The organism is Salipiger sp. PrR003 (genome assembly GCF_010500785.1).
Lineage (GTDB): Bacteria > Pseudomonadota > Alphaproteobacteria > Rhodobacterales > Rhodobacteraceae > Salipiger > Salipiger pacificus_A.
This window is the reverse complement of sequence record NZ_JAAGOV010000069.1, coordinates 1-22,236: the sequence shown is the minus strand read 5'-3', so window position 1 is coordinate 22,236 and position 22,236 is coordinate 1. Positions and strand designations below refer to the sequence as shown.

The 22,236-nt window shown below is 60.2% G+C and carries 22 protein-coding genes and 1 tRNA gene; 11 read left to right on the top strand and 12 right to left on the bottom strand.

Translation table 11 applies throughout. The annotated features are described in order from the left end of the window. The 4 genes from G0D83_RS31965 to G0D83_RS24140 all read left to right on the top strand — a co-directional run. Window positions 1–284 (top strand): hypothetical protein (locus G0D83_RS31965; RefSeq protein ID WP_203595647.1); only part of this gene is annotated, 284 nt, incomplete at its 5' end. Beyond that, window positions 281–445 carry a hypothetical protein gene (locus tag G0D83_RS24150; protein WP_164197136.1) on the top strand — a complete coding sequence of 55 codons (165 nt, stop codon included), beginning with the start codon at window positions 281–283 and terminating at the stop codon, window positions 443–445. The genes G0D83_RS31965 and G0D83_RS24150, both read left to right, overlap by 4 nt. 264 nt (window positions 446–709) lie before the next feature. After that, the gene (locus tag G0D83_RS24145) at window positions 710–928 is read left to right on the top strand and encodes a hypothetical protein (RefSeq protein ID WP_164197135.1); all 219 of its coding nucleotides are present in this window, start codon (window positions 710–712) and stop codon (window positions 926–928) included. 8 nt (window positions 929–936) lie between these two features. Continuing rightward, window positions 937–1,638: an XF1762 family protein gene (locus G0D83_RS24140; protein ID WP_164197134.1), complete on the top strand. Its 702-nt coding sequence runs from the start codon at window positions 937–939 to the stop codon at window positions 1,636–1,638. Between the two features lie 185 nt (window positions 1,639–1,823). Here G0D83_RS24140 and G0D83_RS24135 read toward each other — a convergent pair whose 3' ends face one another. Further along, on the bottom strand, window positions 1,824–2,183 hold the full coding sequence (locus G0D83_RS24135; protein WP_164197133.1) for a helix-turn-helix transcriptional regulator: 360 nt from the start codon (window positions 2,181–2,183) through the stop codon (window positions 1,824–1,826). 41 nt (window positions 2,184–2,224) lie between these two features. Between G0D83_RS24135 and G0D83_RS24130 the strand changes: the two genes are divergently transcribed. Next, a tRNA-Leu gene (locus tag G0D83_RS24130) sits at window positions 2,225–2,311 on the top strand. A 42-nt stretch (window positions 2,312–2,353) separates the two neighbouring features. Here the strand turns inward: G0D83_RS24130 and G0D83_RS24125 are convergent. Then, complete coding sequence (locus G0D83_RS24125) at window positions 2,354–3,064, bottom strand: hypothetical protein (protein WP_164197132.1); 711 nt, start codon at window positions 3,062–3,064, stop codon at window positions 2,354–2,356. 1,583 nt (window positions 3,065–4,647) lie between these two features. On the opposite strand from G0D83_RS24125, the gene G0D83_RS24120 reads away from it, so the two are divergent. After that, window positions 4,648–4,917 (top strand): hypothetical protein, encoded by a 270-nt coding sequence (locus G0D83_RS24120; protein ID WP_164197131.1) that lies wholly within the window; start codon window positions 4,648–4,650, stop codon window positions 4,915–4,917. Here G0D83_RS24120 and G0D83_RS31960 read toward each other — a convergent pair. After that, the gene (locus tag G0D83_RS31960; RefSeq protein ID WP_203595650.1) at window positions 4,910–5,266 is read right to left on the bottom strand and encodes a hypothetical protein; all 357 of its coding nucleotides are present in this window, start codon (window positions 5,264–5,266) and stop codon (window positions 4,910–4,912) included. The two genes, G0D83_RS24120 and G0D83_RS31960, sit on opposite strands and share 8 nt — an antisense overlap. 100 nt (window positions 5,267–5,366) lie before the next feature. Between G0D83_RS31960 and G0D83_RS24110 the strand changes: the two genes are divergently transcribed. Both G0D83_RS24110 and G0D83_RS24105 read left to right on the top strand, forming a co-directional pair. Then, window positions 5,367–6,422 (top strand): hypothetical protein, encoded by a 1,056-nt coding sequence (locus tag G0D83_RS24110; protein WP_164197130.1) that lies wholly within the window; start codon window positions 5,367–5,369, stop codon window positions 6,420–6,422. A 270-nt stretch (window positions 6,423–6,692) separates the two neighbouring features. Continuing rightward, complete coding sequence (locus G0D83_RS24105) at window positions 6,693–7,544, top strand: arginase family protein (RefSeq protein ID WP_164197129.1); 852 nt, start codon at window positions 6,693–6,695, stop codon at window positions 7,542–7,544. A 269-nt stretch (window positions 7,545–7,813) separates the two neighbouring features. On the opposite strand, the gene G0D83_RS24100 is transcribed toward G0D83_RS24105, so the two are convergent. Continuing rightward, window positions 7,814–8,533: a putative quinol monooxygenase gene (locus tag G0D83_RS24100; RefSeq protein ID WP_164197128.1), complete on the bottom strand. Its 720-nt coding sequence runs from the start codon at window positions 8,531–8,533 to the stop codon at window positions 7,814–7,816. Between the two features lie 156 nt (window positions 8,534–8,689). On the opposite strand from G0D83_RS24100, the gene G0D83_RS24095 reads away from it, so the two are divergent. Then, window positions 8,690–9,550: a LysR family transcriptional regulator gene (locus tag G0D83_RS24095; RefSeq protein ID WP_203595649.1), complete on the top strand. Its 861-nt coding sequence runs from the start codon at window positions 8,690–8,692 to the stop codon at window positions 9,548–9,550. A 158-nt stretch (window positions 9,551–9,708) separates the two neighbouring features. Further along, window positions 9,709–10,433 (top strand): IS5 family transposase gene (locus tag G0D83_RS24090; protein WP_370457308.1). Its coding sequence is split into 2 segments (ribosomal slippage): window positions 9,709–9,985 and window positions 9,985–10,433, totalling 726 coding nucleotides; the frame shifts between segments, so codons are not numbered across the junction. A gap of 338 nt (window positions 10,434–10,771) precedes the next feature. On the opposite strand, the gene G0D83_RS24085 is transcribed toward G0D83_RS24090, so the two are convergent. Further along, window positions 10,772–11,839, bottom strand: coding sequence for an IS110 family transposase (locus G0D83_RS24085; protein WP_164197138.1), 1,068 nt, complete (start codon window positions 11,837–11,839; stop codon window positions 10,772–10,774). A gap of 356 nt (window positions 11,840–12,195) precedes the next feature. On the opposite strand from G0D83_RS24085, the gene G0D83_RS24080 reads away from it, so the two are divergent. Beyond that, window positions 12,196–13,317 carry a TetR/AcrR family transcriptional regulator gene (locus G0D83_RS24080; protein WP_203595646.1) on the top strand — a complete coding sequence of 374 codons (1,122 nt, stop codon included), beginning with the start codon at window positions 12,196–12,198 and terminating at the stop codon, window positions 13,315–13,317. Here the strand turns inward: G0D83_RS24080 and G0D83_RS24075 are convergent. The 7 genes from G0D83_RS24075 to G0D83_RS24045 are packed head-to-tail and all read right to left on the bottom strand — an operon-like array spanning window position 13,314 to window position 21,656. Further along, window positions 13,314–14,165 (bottom strand): DMT family transporter, encoded by an 852-nt coding sequence (locus G0D83_RS24075; protein ID WP_164197126.1) that lies wholly within the window; start codon window positions 14,163–14,165, stop codon window positions 13,314–13,316. The genes G0D83_RS24080 and G0D83_RS24075 overlap by 4 nt on opposite strands. A gap of 36 nt (window positions 14,166–14,201) precedes the next feature. Continuing rightward, the gene (locus tag G0D83_RS24070; RefSeq protein WP_164197125.1) at window positions 14,202–14,984 is read right to left on the bottom strand and encodes an enoyl-CoA hydratase/isomerase family protein; all 783 of its coding nucleotides are present in this window, start codon (window positions 14,982–14,984) and stop codon (window positions 14,202–14,204) included. Next, on the bottom strand, window positions 14,981–16,150 hold the full coding sequence (locus G0D83_RS24065) for an acetyl-CoA C-acyltransferase (protein ID WP_164197124.1): 1,170 nt from the start codon (window positions 16,148–16,150) through the stop codon (window positions 14,981–14,983). The genes G0D83_RS24070 and G0D83_RS24065 overlap by 4 nt, the downstream gene beginning before the upstream one ends. A 15-nt stretch (window positions 16,151–16,165) precedes the next feature. Further along, window positions 16,166–16,930, bottom strand: a complete 765-nt coding sequence (locus G0D83_RS24060) for an SDR family NAD(P)-dependent oxidoreductase (protein WP_164197123.1) — start codon at window positions 16,928–16,930, stop codon at window positions 16,166–16,168. Next, the gene (locus tag G0D83_RS24055; RefSeq protein WP_164197122.1) at window positions 16,927–18,570 is read right to left on the bottom strand and encodes an AMP-binding protein; all 1,644 of its coding nucleotides are present in this window, start codon (window positions 18,568–18,570) and stop codon (window positions 16,927–16,929) included. Before G0D83_RS24055 ends, G0D83_RS24060 begins: the two co-directional genes overlap by 4 nt. A 29-nt stretch (window positions 18,571–18,599) precedes the next feature. Then, on the bottom strand, window positions 18,600–20,624 hold the full coding sequence (locus G0D83_RS24050) for a TRAP transporter large permease subunit (RefSeq protein WP_164197121.1): 2,025 nt from the start codon (window positions 20,622–20,624) through the stop codon (window positions 18,600–18,602). A gap of 24 nt (window positions 20,625–20,648) precedes the next feature. Next, the gene (locus G0D83_RS24045) at window positions 20,649–21,656 is read right to left on the bottom strand and encodes a TRAP transporter substrate-binding protein (RefSeq protein WP_164197120.1); all 1,008 of its coding nucleotides are present in this window, start codon (window positions 21,654–21,656) and stop codon (window positions 20,649–20,651) included. Between the last annotated feature and the right edge of the window lie 580 nt (window positions 21,657–22,236).

The window sequence follows — 22,236 nt, the reverse complement described above, 5'->3', positions numbered from 1 at the left end:
GGCTACGCCCGGCTTCCGCTTCCCCCAAAATCACCACCTGCAATGTCGCGCTGTTTCACCAGCGGTGTCGCTGCACACAGACCGTCCCGAAAGCGGCCCAAGAAGAGATCGAGCGCCTTCGAGCAGCTCCGCCGGCGGAAGAGATGGCCATGCTCATCCGAGTGCTTTGCCGACACGTGCCTGCCGGAAAGCAGATCAAGGCCAACGCTGTGGACTTCCTGCGGCGCCATGGCCTCGAAGGTAGCCCTTTCAGAGTCACGCAATTGAAGGACTCTGAAAAATGACTCGGTCGAAGCCCTCCATCAAATCCCTTCAATGGGTCCACGAGACCGGCGAGGATGGGATCCCGATCGCCACACGACTGAGGTCGACCTGCGGGGACTACCTGATCGTTGACTATGGTCCTGACGGCTACGGCTGGAAACGGATGGGTGGCGAGATGTAAGTCGATCTGATCGACCTGTCATCAGCCCTCGCTGCAGCCCAGCGGGACTATGAGGCGCGCATCCTGGCAGGTCTGAAGGGTCCGCACGTTCAACTCGATGTCGCCAACGGTCTGATTGCCTCGACGCTTCGCTGTGCCATCGAACAACTGTCGGAATTCGCGAATAGCCATAGGGGTGTGCCCTCGACCCAGTGGCAGCGGGCAACCATCCGCGAACTTGCTCATGCAATCGGTCTTATCCGTAATCAGATGCCCGAAGCGGACATGGGGCCCCTTGGGGCTCGGGATGTCGCCGCCTTCAAGGCTGGAGTGGATACCACGTGTCACGTGGTCTATCAGAACATCATCGAGGGCTCTCGGGCTAAGGCCGATGGCGGCACGCATGCGGTGCTGCGGGACCGCTGGGAGGCCGATGCGGCGAATGCCCTCGATGCCTTCACTTCGGAGTACACCGGCGACGAGAAAGAGTCGACCGCGGCGTGACGCCAGAGATGTCTGAAATCTGTCCATGGTGCTGTGGCCAAGCAGTTCAGGAATTGCATGAGGCCTGGGGGCATGAGTTCCAGATCGACACCTGCTGTGAGGGGCGGCATGCCTTCGTCGTGAATCTCCTTCAGGAAGACCCGAAGGCAGCAGCAGAGCTGATGCGTGACATGGGAGCTGAAGACCTGCTCGGGCAGAGGTTGCGCAATGTGATCTCCACAGAGCCATCGTTCCTTCTCGATTTCAGGATCTCAGTCGGTCCGATCAAGTTCTCGGCCGCCAAGCAGTTTGTTCTCGACCATCACCACCATTGCCGGCCGCCCGCGGGCTGGAGGTTCGGCTTTGGCTGCTGGAATGGGCCATCACTGGTCGGTGTTGCCATGATCGGGCGCCCGGTGGCCAGGATGATCGATGCCAACCAGGTGGTGGAGGTGAACCGGCTTTGCCTCGATCGAACGATGCCGGCGGCGCTGCGGTTCAATGCGTCTTCCAAGCTGCTGAGCGCGGCGGCCAAGGAGGCCAAGGCGAGAGGCTTCCAGCGCATCATCACGTACACGCTCGACTCTGAAAATGGCGCGAGCATGAGAGCATCTGGCTGGGTGGAAGACGGTCGCTCTCGTGGAGGGAGTTGGACCCGCGCAGGGCGGGACAGGCCGAACCCGAAGCCGACAGAGGCCAAAGTGCGCTGGGCGCGGGAGTTGCGAAGCTAATGCTGCGTGGTGACCTTTCGTGTCAAATAGGGTACGAAGATTTCATAAAACGTACCTTATCGGCTACGATGTTGGGAAAAATCTTAGAGTGTAATACATGGCGCGTCGTGAAGAAGGGGAGGAGGGGCGTTCTCGTCATAAGGGAAGCACCCTTAGTCAGAGGTCGCGGCGGCGATGGTCGCCGCTCAGAACTCATCTTCCTCGAGGATGTTGAGAACTGCGCTTCGATGCTCCGGGTTCAATTGCTGAAACAAGTCCATCAGTATTTTATCCGTGTCTGTTAGCTGATAGAGGTCGATGACCGACACGCCAAGCGCGACCGCCAAGCGCTCCGCTTCCTGCGGAGACGCCTCTATCCTGCCGCTTTCGATCAGTAGAATCTGACCTGGTCTCAGCATCGCGCGCTCGGAAAGCTGCGCGAGTGAAATGTCGTGAGCGGTTCGGATCGACTTCAGATTCTCCATGCGCTTATTAAGCCGAACTTGAGCTGCAGCGCGAGCCTCAATTCTCTGGCGAGCAGAGTGAGATCGCCACTTTTCATTCATGTGGACCTTCGATAGGTAAGGCCTCACCAAGTCAAGACAGTGCGGTCGTGGCGGAATTGGTAGACGCGCAGCGTTGAGGTCGCTGTGGGGTAACTCCCGTGGAAGTTCGAGTCTTCTCGACCGCACCATTCTTTCGAAAACCCAGATACTTGCGCGCCATTTTTGACGCGCTATTGCTTGATCGCGGCGACCACTCCCTTGGCGGCTCGAGGCTCCGAAAGCGCGTTCTTCGGGTAACATTCCTTTCGCCGATCGACGTAACTGATCGCAACGCAATCGGGGACTTTCTCGCACCAGGCCAGGCAATCCTGGATCGTCATGTCGGACAAACCGAGCGGGAAGATGTCGCCGCCAAACACATCAGTCTCGCCATGAACTGGACCCATGTAGCCTGATGCGAAGCTGTCACCTCCCTCCGGCAATCCCTCAAGGGCGGTCAGGTCTTCTGATGAGAGAGTGGGCTGATTTCCAGAGGTCGCTTCGTCAGGTGTAGACTTCGAACTGAGACCATCACCAATCCCATGGAGGATGCCGATCGTGAAATCGCGCACCGGGGCGAGGAAGATCAGTGCTAGGACGAAGAGAACGAGGTAGGTCTTTCCGCTACTCCAGGAAAAATCATCCTTCACCGTGACCTTCTTTGCGCAGTCTGAGCAGAACCAGGCGGTGGTCTTCCGGCGATGGGTGCGCTGGCCGTTGTTGAAGAGCACACTTTGGACCCGACGGGTACTCGACTTGTTGCCAAGCATTGCGCCGAGAACCGTGGCGCCGTTCATGCTGGCCTGGCTCGATCCGACGTTCCTCATGAAGGTTTTCTGAACCATGTTCGGCTGAATGTCCTTGAAGCCACAGTTGCTGCAAGTCCGCTTCACATATGCCATCACTCGTCCCCCAACACTCAGAATCGCGCTCACTGTAGGTAGGTAAAGTGCCGTGTAAAGTGGTCTGCAAAAGCGCGATATTCGGTGTGGCGAATTCGCTGCCCTGTCGTCAGCAGATTGAAGAGCCCAGTCGGGCGTTCGATGTGGCGGGATACGATCGTGCGAGCCTCTCCTTGTGGGGGCTGGCCGATCCCTCGAGTGGCTAAGGCTGGACGTGAGACGTTGGGCCTTCGAAGGGGCTAACGGGTGCCACCCGGGGGTATGTTCAGTCATGAGCTGGTGCTATCACATCTACCTTAGCAGTGCGGGGGCGGCGATGTCTGTCGCTAACGCTGCGTCGCGGCGGAATTGCCCTCATTACACTCACATGAACTTGTTGTGTCTTGGTCTGCGACATTCTGACCAGCGTTCTGGGAGGTTGGTCGGTCACGAGGTGGTTCTTTGGGAGGAGAAGCCATCTCCAGCGATCCGGTCGCCTCTCGTCGGATTGCGGAGACGCCAACAATGACTGGCAGATAGTTGCCGCTCCAGGTATTCCAGTTCGCAGTCTTCTTGCAATGGATCAGGCTTGGTGCAGTCTGAAAGCATTAGGACCTGGGGGAGATTTCCATCAATGCATAGACCTCGTTTTCAAGCCGGTACGTATGTGCTCGAACAGCTGTAGAAGAGGCTACCCCGCGAGACTGGCCTGGTCACAGATGGGCCGATGCTTATCTCGGGTGATCCATATTTTCAGGTCAGGACTGACGATTTTTCGGCCTGGTACGCGGTAGATCACATTCAACCATACTTGAGTGTCGTCGAGAATAGCTTGGCGGAAGAGACGATCTTTGGGCGGCTTGGGAATAATCCACCCTCTGCTTGAGCGGGTCGACCCGCGGGAGGAGGAGGTGCAGGTCGACCCGGTAGCTTAACGGAGCCGGTGGGCGGTCCGCTATTGCTTTACCAGCAGCCTCGGGAGGAGGAGTGAGGCGCCGGACGTGTGCTATCTATCAAGTGCGGCGTGGCCTGCAACTGTGGGTGGAAAGATATCACGGAACTGACATGAATTCCGTTGGGTAATCCTATGAGAATGCATTAATTTAAGGCGCTGGGCGGTTTCCAAAAGTTCTGAAATGGATGAGAAACCCATCGGTGGTAGGTCTCTCGTCGAGAGGATGAGGCATCGAAATGCATAGAGATAGAACGATCGCCAGGAAGTCGAGAGACCTGCAACGGCTGAGGTGGGGAAACCTCGCCCTGAGCGTCGTAAGCTCGGTCGCAGCTCTACTGTTTGGCAATGCGCTCCTGCAGTCGGACGCCGGCATCTTCAAGGCCATCTATGGGATCGCAGCCCTCGGGTTCACGGGAGCAGCATGTATGGGCGCGGTGCTGCATCGCAGGCTGAGCAGGTACGAGGACCTGCTTAGTTCCCCCGAGCCGAGCACGATCCCACAGGTGGAAGAATTCAGCTTCGGTGGCGTTGTGGTCCGCGGAGGGAAAGTATCATCTGTCGTCATGCGGCCTGTGAACATACGAGGACTCCGCAGTCGAGAGGCGACATTCCATACCTGGAAAAATCAGGAAGTGCTCAAGGGGGACACATGAACCGACCTCATACTGTCGCGGACTTGATCGAGCGCTTCATCCGACAGAAGAGCTTCGTGCTCCAGACGACATACGGTGATGTCTATGCCGCCAAGCTGACTGAGCTCTCGGGAGATGTGGTGGAACTCGACCTGACCGAACGGGTACTGGTCTCCCTGAAGCGCCGGAAGCTCATCACCGGACGTCGCATGGTCACGCTCCTTGAGCAACACCAGCGTGAGGTTCTAGGTGACCCGCACAGGCTCACGGATCAGCCGGTCAAGTAGGCTTTGAAGTCGTCCTCTCTGCGCCCTCCGTTGAGGCGCCGTCATCCAGCCCAGGCTGATCCCTATCTAAGACTTCGTTGTCTGACGACTCATTGTAGTCATCAGGATTGAACTCTTCGGGGTCGAACGCCTCATCCTCCTCGCCGATCCCAGTTACGTAGGAGGTTCCGGTCTCCTCATCGAAGACCAAGCCATAGGTGGCTCGGCCTTCCGATTTGTATCGCAAGTACTCGTGGACGCCCGCGTAGACGAATGCCAGCACGAAGGGCGTGAGGATAAGGGCGGCAAGTATATGAGCGTCGATGATCGGTCTCCTTTGGGCGAGTGGGAACGTAGACCAGCATAGCACTACCTGATCCTGAAACCGAATACCTCACGAGGGTTGCCGCGCAGACTTTGCGAACCTACGCTTCGTGTACCAGGGGAAATAGCCGCGGAAGTCGCCCACCATGTCAGACCTCGAGAATAAGCTCATCGTCCATGTGATAGGCGAGACCGATTACACGTCGTTTCCGTTCGAGAGAAAAGCGTTCGAGGGCCGCAATAAGGTATTTGGTACCAGTGAAGGTGATCAGTACATTCGGGTAATCGGCGCCATGCTCGGCTTCGACAACTGGGAAAAGCGACAGCACGATGAAGCACGCCCCGGTCTCACCTACGCAGAAGCGGTTGGTCACTCGATCCTGAATTTGGTCGCGGGCACTGATACTCTGAATTTTGCTCTCGAGATGGGGTACAACTTGGTAATGCTCGGCGTATTCCGCGCACCTGACCTCCACGATGGGGAGCCCAGCTTCAGCGCCCGCATGCTAGGTGTGTCCAATGTATCGACTATCGATGTCGACGTGCATGCAGGGTTGGCTCGGGATGGCATCCTGGCGGGGGCACCACTCATCCTTGAGGACATCAGGTCGGGAATGTTTTCAGAGGCCAGTATCGTGGCAGAAATGGCCATGGAAGCGATCAGAATTGGGGCTTTGACATCGGGGCATGATGAGATGGATGACCTCGACGGCCCATTGCCAAATGCGATCATGTTCCGCGATATCGTCACAGAGAAGGGCCTCGAAGCCACCATCGTCTGTGCGTGCGATAGCGATCTGGCGGCACAGATCCGGGATCATGAGGGCGACTTGGAAATCGGCCTCGTCGCTGCGCTGGTCCCCACCCCTTTCGGAGGCGTGGGCTACTGGGTGTGGCAGATCGCGCCAGACACCCCCTTCAGTTACGTTCAGGAGCAATTCGTTTCCCTCCATAGCTTTCCGAATGCGACCTACGACCGTCTGAAGTCCTATGAGAAGGTTCGCTTCCTGGTGGTTGATCGTAATACGCATGAGTCCACCAGGACAGTGCTGCTGAACACGCAGATGCTGGGGATTGGCGCTTTCGAGAGGGCCGCCTTGGATGTTGCTTCAAGAGAGCCCGAGGGCGATTTCAGAGCCGGGTGCGAGTACGTGATGCAGACCCACGAGCCTATGGAGTTCCTCAAGCGCGCGCAGGGCTGAAACGTTGGCGCCAAAAGGCACGGGGTCACACTACGCGCCAGTCCTTTCCTAGAAATGGTGCTCGGAAGACCGGCAATAGTTCAAAGCGCAATGCTACCCCGTGCCCAGGCGTGCCCCTGCCGATCTCTTGTATGTGTCTTGCCAGCGAAGCGGACATTCATCCTGAGAGTGCTGCCGAGCAGTGTGCGGACAATCCGGGCTTTCGCTGCCGTTGCGCGAACGGCGGCTCTGGCAATTGATCATTGAATAGACAGATGTCATCTTCGCGGCGTGAAATCAGTCGAAATCATACTTGCGCCGTACCACGGTGGCTTACGGGAGGATCGGGTTGGAGCGGGGCCGATCCGCCTGATGGAGATGGGTCTGAAAGAAGCCCTAAAGCACTCCTGCGTTGAAACCCATGTTTCTGATCTCGGTGACATACCTGAATGCGAGGGCGAGGTGGGTCGGGCATTCGAGGTCAAACGACGGGTGGCAGACGCTGTCTCTAGAGCCGTAGCCGCCGGTCATTTCCCACTCGTCCTCTCCGGAAACTGCAACGCCGAGGTTGGTACATATGCCGGTCTCGGAAGTCCCGATGTGCCGTTGATCTGGTTCGACGGTCACACCGATTTCTATACGCCAGACGACATTGACCATGGCTACTTCGACAGCATGGGCGCTGCAACTCTCACTGGGCAGTGTTGGCAGCGTCTTGCAAAGACGGTTCCGGGGTTCACCCCCTTGGACCCGCATCGTCTGATCTACTGTGGATCACGCCATCTGGAACCTGGCCTTCTGGAACGCCTTTCAGCAACTGGCGTGTCTATGGTTGAGGGCGGTGCAAACAGATCAGAACCTTTCGCCGACGCACTCGATCGGCTGCTACCGACACGTGTGGACAAGGTGCTGATTCATCTGGACATGGATTGTATTGATCCATCAGAGGGGATGGCAAACGAATATGCCGAGCCTGGCGGACTTACGGAGAAGGACCTTTTGGCGTGCCTCGACAAAATCCTGGCTCGGTCTGGGGCGCTTGGTTTGACCGTGGCGTCTTACGATCCGAGCCAAGCGGGAGCCGACAGAATTGGCGAGATCGCAATTGAGGTGATCAATCGGGTTATGGCTCACCGCGGCTAGAACAGTACCAGTCACTCTCCAAAATTAACCATTCATCGCGAGCGCAGCATTTGTCAAAGAGGGCTCGGAGGGGCCGATCGCTGCGGTCAGTACCGACGACCGTTTCGAGAAACCTCGCCGTTCGCCAACCTGGCGCTGAATTCACCAACCGCGGACAAAGCGCTAATTCGCTGCAGTTACTCGAACGGCCGCTTCACGGTGAATCTAAATTCGTTCGGCAAAGCGCCTGATGCGTTGCACCAGGCGCCTCTTGTTCCTGTCACATCTCGTTACTTGATGGCGAGGATGTCGAAGTTGTGGACGTTAGCGACCACACCGTCGTCCCACCCGCCAGCGACCAACTCAGCTGCCCGTTCGTTCAGCAGCCCGGCGACTTGACCGGCAAAGTGTGCTTCACGGCCAGCATTGTTGGTGAAGATGTCGAAGATTGCGAAGGATGTTTCGTCAATCTGCAGCGCCGCCCAGAACAATGTGCCGGGTTCGGATTCTCCGACGATGGGACCAGCTGCGGTCAGCAAGGCTGCCAGTTCCGGCCCTTTGCCGGGGGCTGCTTCGAGCGTGATATACGTGGCTGTCCTCGCCGAGTAGAGATCAACCGGTTCCCTCACCGACAGGACATCGGAATTGTTGATATTCGCGACAACACCATCGTCCCAGCCCCCGGCGACCAGCGCGTCGGCATTTTGCTTCAAAGCCGCCGCCACAGCGCCGGAGAAATGCGCATTGCGCGCTTCTTCATCCACGAAGATATCAAAGATCGCGAGCGTATCGTCGTCTTGCAAGGCAAACCAAAGCACGGTGCCTGGTTCGGTGTCCGCGACAATCGGGGCGGCTCCGGCCAGAAATTCGGCGAATGCTTCGGTCTGGCCTTCAGCGGCGGGCATGGCGATGTAGCTGGCAGTGTGATTTTCCATTGGGGTTTCCTGTGCGGCTGCAGATGTCGTGATCAAGGCCAAAGCGGCGAGTGTCTTGAGAATTTGGGCTTTCATGGTCGCCTCCTGATTGAGATGTTGTTGTGTTTGGATTCGATGCACCCTTTTCTCATGCCGAATGCCTCAGACACCAATCCAGAACTTCTATTCTTTGATAGACATGTGCTATGGTGAACCTCATGGCGGAAAGTGACGGAGACTGTGGCCGTGGAGATGAACCAGATCAGGTATTTTTTGGCTGTCTGCCAGCATCGCAACTTCACCCATGCAGCTAGCGCCTCAAATGTTTCCCAACCGTCCTTGACGACCGCGATCAAGAAACTTGAACACGAGCTCGGGGGTGATCTGTTTGTCAGGGACCGCGCGGGATGCAGGTTGACGGCACTCGGAAAACTCATGCAGCCAAGGCTACAGAAAGCGCATGACGAAACGCAGGCAGCTAAGGCAGAAGCCGTCCGCCATACGCGACTAGAGCGGGTTCCTATTTCTGTCGGTGTTGGCGAAACGATTGGTCACAACCGGATTTCAACCGCCGTGGAACGCTTCCGTACACGATTGCCGCAAGCCGAAATAGAGTTGATCGTGGCGTCTGCCTCCAAGCTTCTGGCCGGATTGCGAGAGTGTGAATTTGACGTCGTTGTCACAGCGGAGACGGTCAGTGAAGACCTCTATCGAATAGACCAGCTCTATGACGAGTCCTACAAGGTTATGGTGTCCAAGTCGCACCCGTTGTCTGAACGAGACGCTGTTTCTCTTTCGACACTCGCTGAAACTGACATGCTCGATAGACCCAATTGCGAAATGCGGGATGCGTTGCATCGGGCATGTGCAGACCAAGGTCTCGAACTCTACGCGGCCTATCGGTCAAATCGCGTGGATTGGTTAGTCGAACTCGCGCGGCAGGGATTAGGCGCGGTGATTTTGCCAACCACGGCAATTCCAGCAGACAGGGGCCTCGTTTCGATACCCATCGACGGCCTTGAAATTTCGCGAACTGTTTCTGCTCTTCGTTATCGGCACCAAACGACGAGACCAGAGACAAATGATCTGATCCGTGAGATTGCGCGTGTGTAGGCGTAGTCTCATTGATGGCCGACATTCGCGCATAGGTCGTGTTGACAAAAGGGATTCACATCAGGCTTTGAGCATGATTCAAGCTGGCATCTGCGATGGAGACCAGCTTGGCACGAGACCTTATGTCGGACGAGGAATAGACGTTCTTTGAGCGCTTCATCCTCGCCGTCCGCGCCCCGAACGGGCGTAAACCCACCAACCACCGCCTCGTTCTTGATGGGATTTTCTGGATTGCCCGAACCGGGGCGCCTTGGCGCGATCTTCCCGGGGAGTTCGGCAAGTGGTCGAGCGTCTATCGGCAATTCCGGCGCTGGACGTTGGCCGGGCTCTGGGAGGACATCATGGAGGCACTGAACCAGAGCGGAGCTGTGCCAAGCGCCCTGCAGATGATCGACAGCACCGTAATCCTCGCCCACCATCAGGCAGCGGGCGCTAAAGGGGGACTCCACGACAGGGTTTCGGCCGTTCTCGAGGTGGCTTTACGACCAAGATCCACCTCCTCGTCAATGCACACGGGCTTCCCATGAGGACAGAGATCACGCCAGGCCAGACGTCGGACTATCTCGGCTTCGATCTGGTGATGGCTGATAATCTGCCCCGCCCGAGCGTGCTGCTCGCGGATCGCGGCTACGATGCAGACAAGATCAGAGACGGCATGGAAGCGCGCAACGTCCTGCCCGTGATCCCGATGCGAAAGTCCCGCAAGAAGCGGATTGGTGTCGATCGCTCGCTGTATCGCCTGCGTAATCTGGTCGAACGCTGCTTCAACAAGCTCAAGAACGCCAGGCGTGTCGCGACCCGCTACGACAAGACGGCGGAAAGCTTCCTCGGCTTCATTGACATCACGTCGATCCGTCTCTGGATCCGCCATTTGTCAACATGACCTAGTGCAGTAACTGGTACTTTGGGCTCGGAGCGGGCTTGTGGTAGTGCCGCGAGCCGTAAACATGGTGGGCAGCAGCGCCCGTCGCTACCGGCCCAATTGTATGTGCCGGCTGCTGTTCGCAATCAAGAATTTGGCACGACTTCGGAAATCGCTCATATGTATCCGGCCTGTTGATCGGCTCGCGGGCCGTGGCCTTGATGGGGTTACGCACGCGCCGTGGTCTCATTACCGGCAAGGTCCAAAATGACCATTTGGGCCGTCAGACTCTGGGGGCGTATCTTCTCCGTTCCATGCTGTCGTCTCTATCGCGAACTCCTTGGTGGCTGTGGAAGGCGTCAAATCGCTTCCATCGCCGCGTCTCGTGAGGCGTCGAACCGGGTTCCGTGCCGCAGAAGGCTCCAGGCGGTCCGAGCCAGCTTGTTGGCAAGCGCGATGGCCGCCTTGTTTCGCGGCATACGGGCGACTGCCTCGGTCAGCCACGGGCCGAAACTGAAGTCGGACCATCGGTGAGGGCGCATCATGATCACTTTCGCAGCTTGCACGAACAGCATCCTCAGATAGCGGCTGCCGCGTTTGGTGATCCGGCCGAGGATCGTTCGCCCGCCGGTGCTGAACTGTCGGGGCACCAAGCCAACCCAGGCGGCGAAATCGCGCCCCCGGTCGAATGCCTCGCCTTTGCCGACGGCCGCAACCATCGCCGTCGAGATCATTGGCCCGATGCCGGGTATTGTCATGATGTTGGCGCAGTTCTCTTCGGTTCGGCTGATCCCTTCGATCTCGCCGGAGACATCCTCGATCCGTTTGTCCAGCCAGAGCCAGTCGCCGTAAAGCCCGATCAGGATACCTCGCATCCGGGGCGAGATCTCGTCCCGCCGCTGTTCGAGGATCGTCTTAAAGGAATTCTTCAGCGCCCGCAGCCCCGACCTGACGGTGATGCCCCGCTCGATCAGGAAGGCCCGGATCTGGTTGATGGTCGCCGTGCGCCGCGACACCAGCCGCGCGCGCACCCGGTGCAGGGCCTGAAGGTCGAGCTGGTCCTGGCTCTTCTCCGTCACCGTCCGCAGGTTCGGCCGCAGAGCGGCTTCGGCGATCGCCTCGGCGTCGTTGTAATCGTTCTTCTGCCCCTTGTTGAACGGCTTCACGTAAATCGCCGGGATGATCCGTGGCTCGAACCCCATCCGCCGCAGCGTTCGGCTGACAAAATGGGCGCTGAGGCAAGCCTCCATCCCGACCACACATTGCGGCAACTTCTCGAACGTTGCCTCCAGCGCAAGCCGCTTGATCTGCTTGCGCAAAACCAGCTGACCCGAGCAGTCGAAACCGACCAGATGGAATGTATCCTTGCCGATGTCGATGCCGACAACCGCCAAGTCTTCAATGCTTCCTGTCTTCTTCGCACACATGGCTGCTTCTCCTTTGGCGCGGATGATCCCAGTGCAGGATAACCCAACGGTGGGGGAAGCAGCCGGCACATCCCATTACCGGCCGTTCGAAGCGACCGCCGGTGCCGCAGCGCAGCGTCGCCGAAGCGGCCATCATCCCCGCCGCAGCATTTCCAACAACCCGAGGTCGGCAGTGCGGACTTTCCGGCCATTCGGCGATTAGCTGGTGCAATTGCAGCATGACGATGAAAATGCCCGCATCTGCTGCAGAGCGGGGTTCTGCGCCGCAGCGCACATCACGTGAACGGTCGTTCAAGGCTGCACCAGACATGGGAACCTAACCCCACCATACGCTGCGCCACGCCGCAGCGCTGCCGATGCAGACTTACGGACATTCGCTGCGCACCCGAGGGCGGACCGTTCCGTTAGCCCCCGGACTGCGCGTGCTGGCGTCTTCGGTTGCCGAGGTAGATCAGCGCAATGGCAACAAGCAGAAGTACTATCGCGCCCAGCTTCGCGGGCCGAGCAGGATGCGCGCGGTGCGGAGCCAGGCGAAATTATCGATCAGGTTGTTTCCCGATCCTCCGTCAGGAATTGTGCAAGAAGTACAATCTGATTATAAATTTTTCACACAGGATGGGCTTTTGTTGAAAATGAGCAGTGAAAAACACGAAGCAGTCGGCGGTCGGGTGAACCTATATCGTAGGTCCAACAGCAGGTTCTGGCAATGCCAGGGCAGTTTCGGGGGCGTGAGCGAACGGGCGAGCACCAAGGCCGAGAACCTTGATGAGGCGCGACGCTTTGCTGAAAATTGGTATCTGGAGCAAGAAGAAAAGCACTCCGGGACTGCACCTGAGCTGCCAGTATCATCTGTAGCCGTGCAGGCGGACACGCCTGGAACGGTCGCCTTTCCGCAGCATGACAAAAAAGCGCGGCTACTGGCTGCGGCCATAGCACTTGTGTCGGAAGTTGGGTTCAAGGACGCACAGATCAGTGCAATCGCGGACCGGGCCGGACTCGCGCAGGGCACGCTCTATCGTAATTACAAGTCCCGAACGGCCCTTCTGGTCAAGGTCGTCGCGCATGTCTCGCAACATGAGGTCGATGTCGTCGCCGGTATCGCTATGGGCGACGAGCCCGCCCCGGACATTCTGCGACGCTGCGCCTATACCTTCGGAAGCCGCGCGATCAGGGGTCGTCGGATGGGCTACGCCCTTGTCGCCGAACCCGTCGAAAGCGAGATCGAGATCGAGCGGCTGCGCTATCGACAGAAGTTGATGCGGGTGTTCGAGACGGTGATCGACAGGGGGATCCGTGAAGGTGCCTTTGTGGATCAACCCGTGCAGGTTTCGTCTGCCTGCATTGTCGGATCGCTGTTCGAGGCGCTGGTCGGACCGATTGCCCGTGTGAATGACACGTCAGAGGCCGATCAACTGGCCCAGGTCGAAGCGATCGCGGATTTCTGTGTGCGGGCGGTGGTGGGAACGGCGGCCTGTTAATTACGCGCCGCGATGAAGACGCCGGCCCCAGCGATTGCCACACCGACCAGAGACATTGCTGACAATTGTTCACCGAACATGGCCCATCCGATGAGAGCGGTGCTTGCAGGGGTAAGAAAGAAAAGGCTCGAGACACGGGCGGCTGCCCCCGTCCGGAGCATCCTGTAAAGCAGCACGATGGCGCCGATCGAAATGGCCAAGATCAGCCATGTCAAGGCGAGAACGAAATCCAGTGACCACTCGATCCGCATCGTCTCGAACGTCAGTGCGAGGCCGAGTGTGACAGTGGTCGCAGCAACATATTGGATAACATACCCGGAGGCTACGGGTATCCGGGCTCCAACTTTTTTCTGCCAGATCGTCCCGAACGAGAGCGAGCCGAGCGCGACGACGCAAAGACCATATCCCGAAGCTGAGCCGAGCCCGGTGGTCAGCTTGTTCCCAACCACCAGCAACACGCCGACAAGCCCAAGGCAGAGACCAACCCATTGTCTGGGACGCGTCTTCTCGCCCAGAAGCGGCCATGCCAGTAGAGCGGAGAGGATAGGTTGCAGGGCCGCAATCAGGGCTGCAGTGCCGGCCTCCACCCCTCGGGAAATGGCAACGAAGGTCGTCCCCATGAAACCCGCATGCATCAGAATTCCTATCAGCGCCGCGTGTAGAGCCAGCCGCGGGGCTGGCCATTTAGCGCGGGTCGCGAAGGCCCAAAGGATGACAAGACCGGTCACGATGCCGAACCTCAGGGCCACGAATGTCATCGGTTCCGCATGCGGCAGACCGTATTTCGCTCCTATGAAGCCGGTCGACCAAAGGAAGACAAATAAGGCCGACGCAGCAAGGCGCATCATGGCACCGTCAGCGTGCCGGCCGATATTCGACCCGACTCAGCCACGCAGAAACCCGGCAAGGCTCTGCTTCAGAACCGGGCTGTCCGCATGCTGCTCAAGATGCACGATCTCATTCTCGAGCGCCTCTTCAAACCCAAGTGCCCCCGCCGCGACCAGGAGGGATTTCGCCCGAACGACAGTGTCACGGTGACCCACGGTCAGATCGGCCACGACGGCAAGGGTTTCGACCCGCAATCTGTCCGGGGCCGCGCAACGGGTGACGATCCCCCAGTCCTGCGCCTGAGCAGCAGAAATCGACTGTCCCGACAGGATCATCCATTTGGCCCGTTGGTGCCCGATGGTGCGCGGCAGGCGAACGCTATTGCCGCCCCCCGGCAGGAGATTGCGCAACATGTGGGCATCGCCAAGCGTCGCACCCTCCTCCGCGACCACCGCATCGCAGCACAGCATCAGCTCCAGCCCGCCGGCCCGCGCAGCGCCCTGTGCCATTGCGATGATCGGCAAAGGAGAGGTTTCGAACCGGATACAGACCTCGCGAAAGGCGTTCAGAAGCCTACGAAAGGCGGCGGCGCCTTCTGCCAGAAACTCGGACAGATCCGCACCTGCGCAGAAATGCCGCCCCTCGCCCGCAAAGACGACGGCGCTGACACCGGGGGTCGCCTCGGCCGCGTCCAGAGCCTCAACGATATCGGTCAACAGGGCGGTGCTGACCGCATTGGCCTTTTCCGGCCGGTCCATGGTGATCCAGGCGATCCCGTTCTCGACCCGGCAGATGCGGGTCAGGTTCTGCGCCTTTTCCTGAGTTTGGGTCTGGGTCATCCGGTCACCTCCAGTGCCATGGCAAGCGCCTCGCCGCCGCCAAGGCAGATCGAGGCCATGCCCCGTCCGCCCCCGCGCGCGATCAAGGCATTCACAAGAGTTGTCACGATCCGTGCCCCACTGGCCCCGATCGGATGACCAAGGGCGCAGGCGCCGCCCCGAATGTTCATCTTGTCCAGCGACACGCCAATATGGCGGGCAGCGAGGATGGGAACGACGGCAAAGGCTTCGTTCACCTCGTAAAGGTCGACGTCATCGGCCGCCCAGCCGATGCCGGCCAGCAGGTCCGCCATGGCAAAGCCCGGTGCGGAACAGAACTGGTCGGGATCGGCCGCGTAGCAGCCGTGGCCTGCGATACGCACGCGCGGGGCCTGTGCGGGCACGGCCTCCGCCGCCGCAAGGATCATGGTCGATGCCCCGTCCGAAATCGACGAGGCATTCGCCGCCGTCGTGCGTCCCTCGGCGCCGAAAGCTGGTTTCAACTGCGGGATCCTGGCGATGTCAGCATGGCGCGGCTGTTCGTCGGTGCTGATCACTTGGGTGCCGCGGCGCGTGGAAACCTCGACCGGGGCGATTTCATCGCCCGAGACCCCGGCCATGGCGCGTTCAAGCGACATCACTGCAAAGTCATCCAGCTCTTCCCGGCTGACCTGATGCGCCACGGCAGATCGATCCGCGAATTGCCCCATGAGCGCGCCGGACTCATAGGCGTCTTCCAGCCCGTCCCGCGACATGGAATCGATGATTGTCCCGTTTCCGAACTTGATTCCCTGCCGCTGACGCGGCAGCAGGTGTGGCGCGTTGGACATGCTCTCCATCCCGCCTGCGAGGATGACAGAGGCACCGCCCGCCCTGATCCGGTCATGGGCGAGGATCGCGGCCTGCATCCCCGATCCGCACATTTTGTTCACCGTGGTGGCCTGCGTCGACCGGGGCAGGCCCGCGGACAGGGCAACCTGTCGTGCCGGGGCCTGCCCCAACCCTGCGGGGAGGACGCAGCCCATGAAACATTGCTCGACTGTCTCGGGGCCAAGGCCGGAACGCTCGACCGTCGCGCGGGCGGAATGCGCACCCAGAGCGGTGGCGCTGAGGCCTGAAAGTTCGCCCAGCAGGCCCCCGATCGGGGTTCTGGCTGTGCCGAGAATATAGACATCTTGGGTCATCATGAGGTCTCCGATAGCCTATGGGGCAAACCGCGTGCCGCCGTCGATGCGGATGCATTCGCCATTCAGGTAGGGGTTCGTGATCAGCGTCAGCACCATGTCGGCAAATTCAGCCGGTCGGCCGGTGCGGCGCGGGAACAGGAAGTTCCGCTCCATCGCCTCGCGGCCCTTGTCGGGGACGCTGGCAGTCAGTTCGGTTTCAAACACGCCAGGTGCGATGGCGAGGCAGCGGATGCCATGATCGGCCAGATCCCTTGCAATCGGCAGGGTCATCCCCGCCACCGCAGCCTTGCTGGCGGTATAGGCCGCCTGGCCCTTCAGTCCGTCGAAAGCCGCGATGGAGCTGGTGTTGACGATTACGCCGCGCTGGCCATCGGCGTCCGGATCATTGTCGACCATCCTCTCGACCGCAAGCCGCAGCACGTTGAACGATCCGGTCAGGTTGATGCCGATCACGCGGTTCCAGAGGTCCAGATCATGCGCGACCCCGCGCGACACGATCTTGGCCGCCGACGGGATGCCGGCACAGTTCACCACGAACCGCAGGGCACCAAAGGCCTTAGCCCCGGCATCCACCGCCGCGCGGACCTGATCCGCGTCGCGGATGTCGGCCGGGGCCGCGACATGGGTGCCGGGAAGCGTGGCGCGGACACTCTCCAGCCCCTCTGCGTTCATGTCCATCAGGACCAGCTGCGCACCTTCCGCCGCCAGCCGTTCGGCGGTGGCCCGACCAAGGCCCGATGCGGCACCGGTCACGATCCCGGCAAGACCTTCCAGCTTCATTCCGACACCTCCAGCGCACGACGCAAATCCTGTCGGATCAGAAAACGCTGGATCTTGCCCGAGGGTGTCTTGGGCAGGTCATCGCGGTAATGCACGCGGCGCGGATAGGCATAGGTGGCATAATCCGTGCGAACCTTCTGCTTGATCTCGTCCGACAGCTCATCTGATGGCGCGGCGCCTGCGTTCAGGACGACAACGGCCTCCAGCACCTCGCCGCGGATGTTGTCGGGCACGGCGACCACGGCGACCTCGCGCACGGCCGGGTGGGTTGAGATCACGGATTCGATGTCAAAAGGCCCGATCCGGTAGCCCGCCATGATGATGACGTCGTCATCGCGCGACGAGAACCGGAACGCTCCCTCGGCATCGTATTGGGCCAGATCACCTGTCAGATACCAGCGGCCACAGGGCGTCAGCCGCTCCACGTTCTTTTCCGGCGCACTGCGGTAGCCCGAAAACCACGCAAATGGGCTGTTCGACAGACGCGCGGCCAGCAAGCCGGGCCGATCAGGGCCAAGCTCCTCGTGGGTCTCTGCGTCCACCACGGTCATGTCCCAACCGGGCAGCGACCGCCCCATCGACCCCGGTTTGATCGGGCGCGTCAGATCGGGGTGGTGATGGTTGTTGACCAGCATCCCTGCCTCGGTCTGGCCGAAGTGGTCATGCACCTCGACGCCAAGCGCGTCCGGCGCCCATTCATTTACATCCGGCGTCAGTGGTTCGCCGGCGCTGGAGGCATTTTTCAGACGGATGGACCCCGCCCCGACCCCATGCGCCTTGAGGCTGCGATAGACGGTCGGTGCAGCGGTGAAATTCGTGACGCCCTGATCGCGCAACACGGCCAACGTGCCATCGGCGCTGAACTTTTCCGTGTGCATGATCGCCGTCACGCCGTTGGTCAGCGACGCGATCACCCCGAAATACAGCCCATAGGCCCAGCCCGGATCCGCAGCGTTCCAGAACACATCCTCCTGCGTCAGGCCAAGGCCGAATTCGCCATAGGCCTGGAACCCGGCCCAAGCGCGCAACGGCACAACGACGCCCTTTGGTTTGCCGGTCGTGCCCGAAGTATAGACCTCAATCACCGCGCAATCGCCGCCCGCGACATGGGCGGGGTAGGCATCGTCGCCATTGGCCTCGATATCCTGCATGGACAGGTCAGCCCCGGGCTCGCCAAACTGACCAACCTTCAGATCAGGCAGGGCCGCACCGGCCAGTCCATCCAGCTTGGACCGCTGCGCCGCGTCACAGATCACCAGCCGCGCGCCGCTGGCCTCAAGTCGCATTTCGATTGCACCGCGCGCGAAGGCGGTGAACAGCGGCACATAGACCGCCCCCAGCCGCCAGACGGCCAGCAGGGTGACAAGGTAATCCTCGCCCTTGGACATCAGTGTCGCGATCCGGTCGCCCGGGCCGTAACCCAGCTTGGATAGCCCGCTGGCCAAGCGTTCAGACCGGGCCTTCAACACTCCAAAGGTCAGGTCGACCGGTGTGCCTTCTCCGACGATGCGATAGGCCACGCGATCCGCGGGATGCCGGTCGCACAGCAGCTGCGCCGCGCAGGCATCCGGTGCCGAGAAGGTCGCCGTCAATTCGGCCACACGGGCGGCAATCTGCGGGGGTAGATCGTTGTTTGGCATGGGAATTCCTCCTCCCCTGTATGGTTGTCTCAGTTCATCAGGCCCGGAAGCCAGGCGACGATCTGTGGGAACACGGCGATCAGGATGACATTTGCCAGGATGACGCCGACAAAGACGAGAGACCCAAGCGAGATCTCGCGGAACGAGGCCTGCGGGAACAATCCGCGCAGCACGAACAGGATGATGCCGACCGGCGGAGTGATCAGCCCGACCTCGATCATCATCATCAGGGCAATACCGAACCACAGCGCGTCATACCCGGCGTGCAGAACGATCGGATAGGTGATCGTCACGGTCATCAGCATCATCGAAATCGGGTCGATGAACATGCCGAGGATCAGGTAGACGACCATCAGCATCAGCAAGATCGACACGATGGACATGCCGCTGCCTTCGACCGCCTCGACCATCATCGTCGCAATGCGCAGGTAGTCGACCAGCCAGCTCAGCATGCCAGCCCCGATCACGATGAACAGGATCCCGCCGGTCAGCGCAGCGGTTTCCAGCAGCGCCCCCCGGATCATGTCGAACGACAGCTTCCCTGAGAACCCCGCAAGGATCAGCGCGAGAGCCGCGCCAAGCGCGCCTGCCTCGGTCGCCGTGACGATCCCGAAGTAGAGCGAGGCGATGACGATCACGATCAGGCCAAGGAATGGGCCGAACTGCACGAAGGCGCGGGCCTTCTCGGCCATGGAATAGGCGCGGCCGGTGTGGCCTGCCTCGGGCTTCAGCAGGCACCAGATCCAGACGGCCACCATCATGCTGGCCAGAACCATCAGGCCAGGCACGATGCCCGCCACAAAGAGCTTCGTCACCGAAACGCCAACCATGGCCGCAAAGATGATCATCGGCACGGACGGCGGGATGAGAATGCCAAGCGTCCCGCCCCCGGCAATGGAGCCGAGCGCCAGCGACGGTTTGTAGCCGCGATCCAGCATCTCCTGCCCCGCAGCCTTGCCGATCGTGGCCGCGGTGGCAATCGACGATCCGGAGAGCGCTGCGAACAACCCGCTGGCCGTCAGCGTCGCCTGCGCCAGCCCGCCCGGAATGCGGCCCATCCAGACAACCAGACCGTCGAACAGGCTGCGCGAAATGCCCGCCCGCATCAGAAGGCTGCCCATCAGGACAAACATCGGCACTGCCGTATAAGTAAAGGAATTCACACCGTTCCAGACCCGCTCGGCTACAACGACCGTCTGCGGGATCGGCGGCAGGAAGATCAGGCCAAGCGCGCCGACGAGACCAAGCGCTACGGCAACCTGCATCCCCATGGCAAGAAAGACGAACACGAAGATCAGGATCACGATGCCCGCGCCGGTCTGTCCGCCCCCGGCGGCCAGCATCATCGCGGCACAGGCAAGGACCAGCACGCTGGCCAGCAGCGCCCCGCTGCGCCAGCCAGTCGAGATAAAGGCGGAAACCGAAGCCGCGCCCGTGACGATCAGCAGGCTCCACGGCACCATATGCCCGGCGACCACGAACCCCTTACGGCCTGCATAGTAGCCCGCCACGGTAGCCACCGCGACGATTAGGACCGCCACTGCGCCGCCTTGGGATGCCCGCCAGGACAGGATGGCGGTGAACCCGGCCAGCCCCAAAACAACCGGCACCTGCGGGATCCACAGCAGCGTCGACATCAGGCCCCAATTGCGGGTTCCGGCCGTGTAATCCGCCACCATGTAGCGCGTCATCTCGACCGTGCAGAAGGCGATAAACACCACACCCAGCCAATTGGCCAGCCGAAGGATCGGGGCGCGCCGGGCTTCGGACAGCTGCTCCAGGAAGGCCTCGACGCGGACATGTTCGCCCCGCACCTCGGCATAGGCCAGCGACAGGAACACCGCCGCCACGCCCACATAGGTCGAGATCTCGGTCGCCCAGAAGGTAGGCGCGTTGAACCCGTAGCGCGAGACGATCTCGAAGACCGAGATGACCAGAAGGGCTGCGATACAGAGCGCGCCGGGAAGCCCCGCGACCTGCCAGCCGCCGGCTGCGCCCGCGGTTTCCGCGGGCACAGGGGACTGGTCCGCCGCAATGGATGCGGTTGACGACATAGTGTTCTCCTCGGGGAAAGGGGCTTATTCGCCCGCCTTGGCGCTCATCGCTTGATCAAGCGTTTTGTCACCGTCAAAGCCCTTGTCGGCCATGCGGGACTTCCAGTCATCAAAGACGGGCTGCGTGTTCGCATCGGTAAAGATGGCCGCCATGTCATCTTCGGACGCCTCGAAATACGTCGCCCCTTCAGCCGTCATCCCATCCACGCATTCGGCGGTGTTGGCGGCAAAGTTCGCCCACATCTCGGCCTCGACGGCCTCACCTGCGGCGCTCAGGGCAGCCTGTTCATCCGCGCTGAGAGCATTCCACTTATCGTTGTTGATCAGGATCGCCCAGCCCTGGATCGGACCGATCTGCCAGTTGCCGATATGCGAGGCGGACCGGAAGAGCTCCTGCTTGAAGGCATAGCACGACGGGGTGAACAGCCCATCAATCACGCCACGTTCCAGCCCCGCCGCCATTTCGGATGCATCCAGCGGCGTCGGCAGAGCGCCGAGTTGGCTGATGAACCGGGCCGTTTCAGCATTGTGCACGCGGATTTTGAGCCCCTTGAAGTCTTCGGGTGTCTCGACAGGCTTGGTGGTGAAGAGATTATGCGCTGCCCATGCACCTTCGGCGACGACATGGGAATTCCAGTTGTCGTTCCACAGCGTCCGCAAGTCTTCGCGCCAAAAGGCGGTAAGCACATCCTGGTATTCCTCCGCCGTCCGGATGACGCCGGGCAGGTTCTGAAGCCCCATCACCGGCTCGGATCCCGACAGGTAGGGATGCACGGCGACCACCGCATCCACGACGCCATCGCGAACGGATGGTGCCAGTTGGGCGCCTTTAAGGAGCGAGTCATTGACGATGACCGACAGCTGCTCGGGCATCTCGGCGGCAACCTTTTCCGCAAACAGATGCGCCGCCTTTTCGACCGTGGTGCCTGGTACGGCCATCGTGCCCAGTAGCAGTTCCTTGTTCTCCGCATGCGCACCCGTGGCGATAACACCAACAAGGGACAAGGCCGTAAGTGTGGTTCTGAAATTCATGATGTTCCTCCTCCGATGGCGCAGCTCCTCCAGCGCCAGGAGTGATTCTTACACATAAATGTGTAAAAAAGGAAATTAAGATTTCATTACTTGCATCTTCCAAGCACACAGTGACGCGAGATGGCCTTTATATCGTTGATAAAAAACGATTTATCTGACTGATCTCACGAGAGCCATCCGAGCAGAACCGCCCCATGATGGTCTAATCTGGCAGCTTAACTGATCCGTCAGGCGCGATAACACGGCGTCGTGCCCACCTGTCTCGGACACGCGGGCCTCCCCCCTTGGGCTTTCTCTGCGCTGAGCATGAGTGTCCGAAGCCTTCGCTGCGCAGCCGCATAGCTTTCCGGGGCACCGCGGCAACCGTTCCGCTGCGTGCGCGCGCAGCGAGAAACTGGCGCTTCCGCTTTGGGCTCGGAGGGGACGATCGCTGCGGTCAGTACCGACGACCGTTTCGAGAAACCTAGCGGTTCGCCAACCTGGTGCTGAATTCACCAACCGCGGACGAAGTGAGCTTTCGCTGCTATTACGCCAAGGTCAGCTTTGAAGAAACGGCAGTGCCAAAAACGGTCGTTTTGGA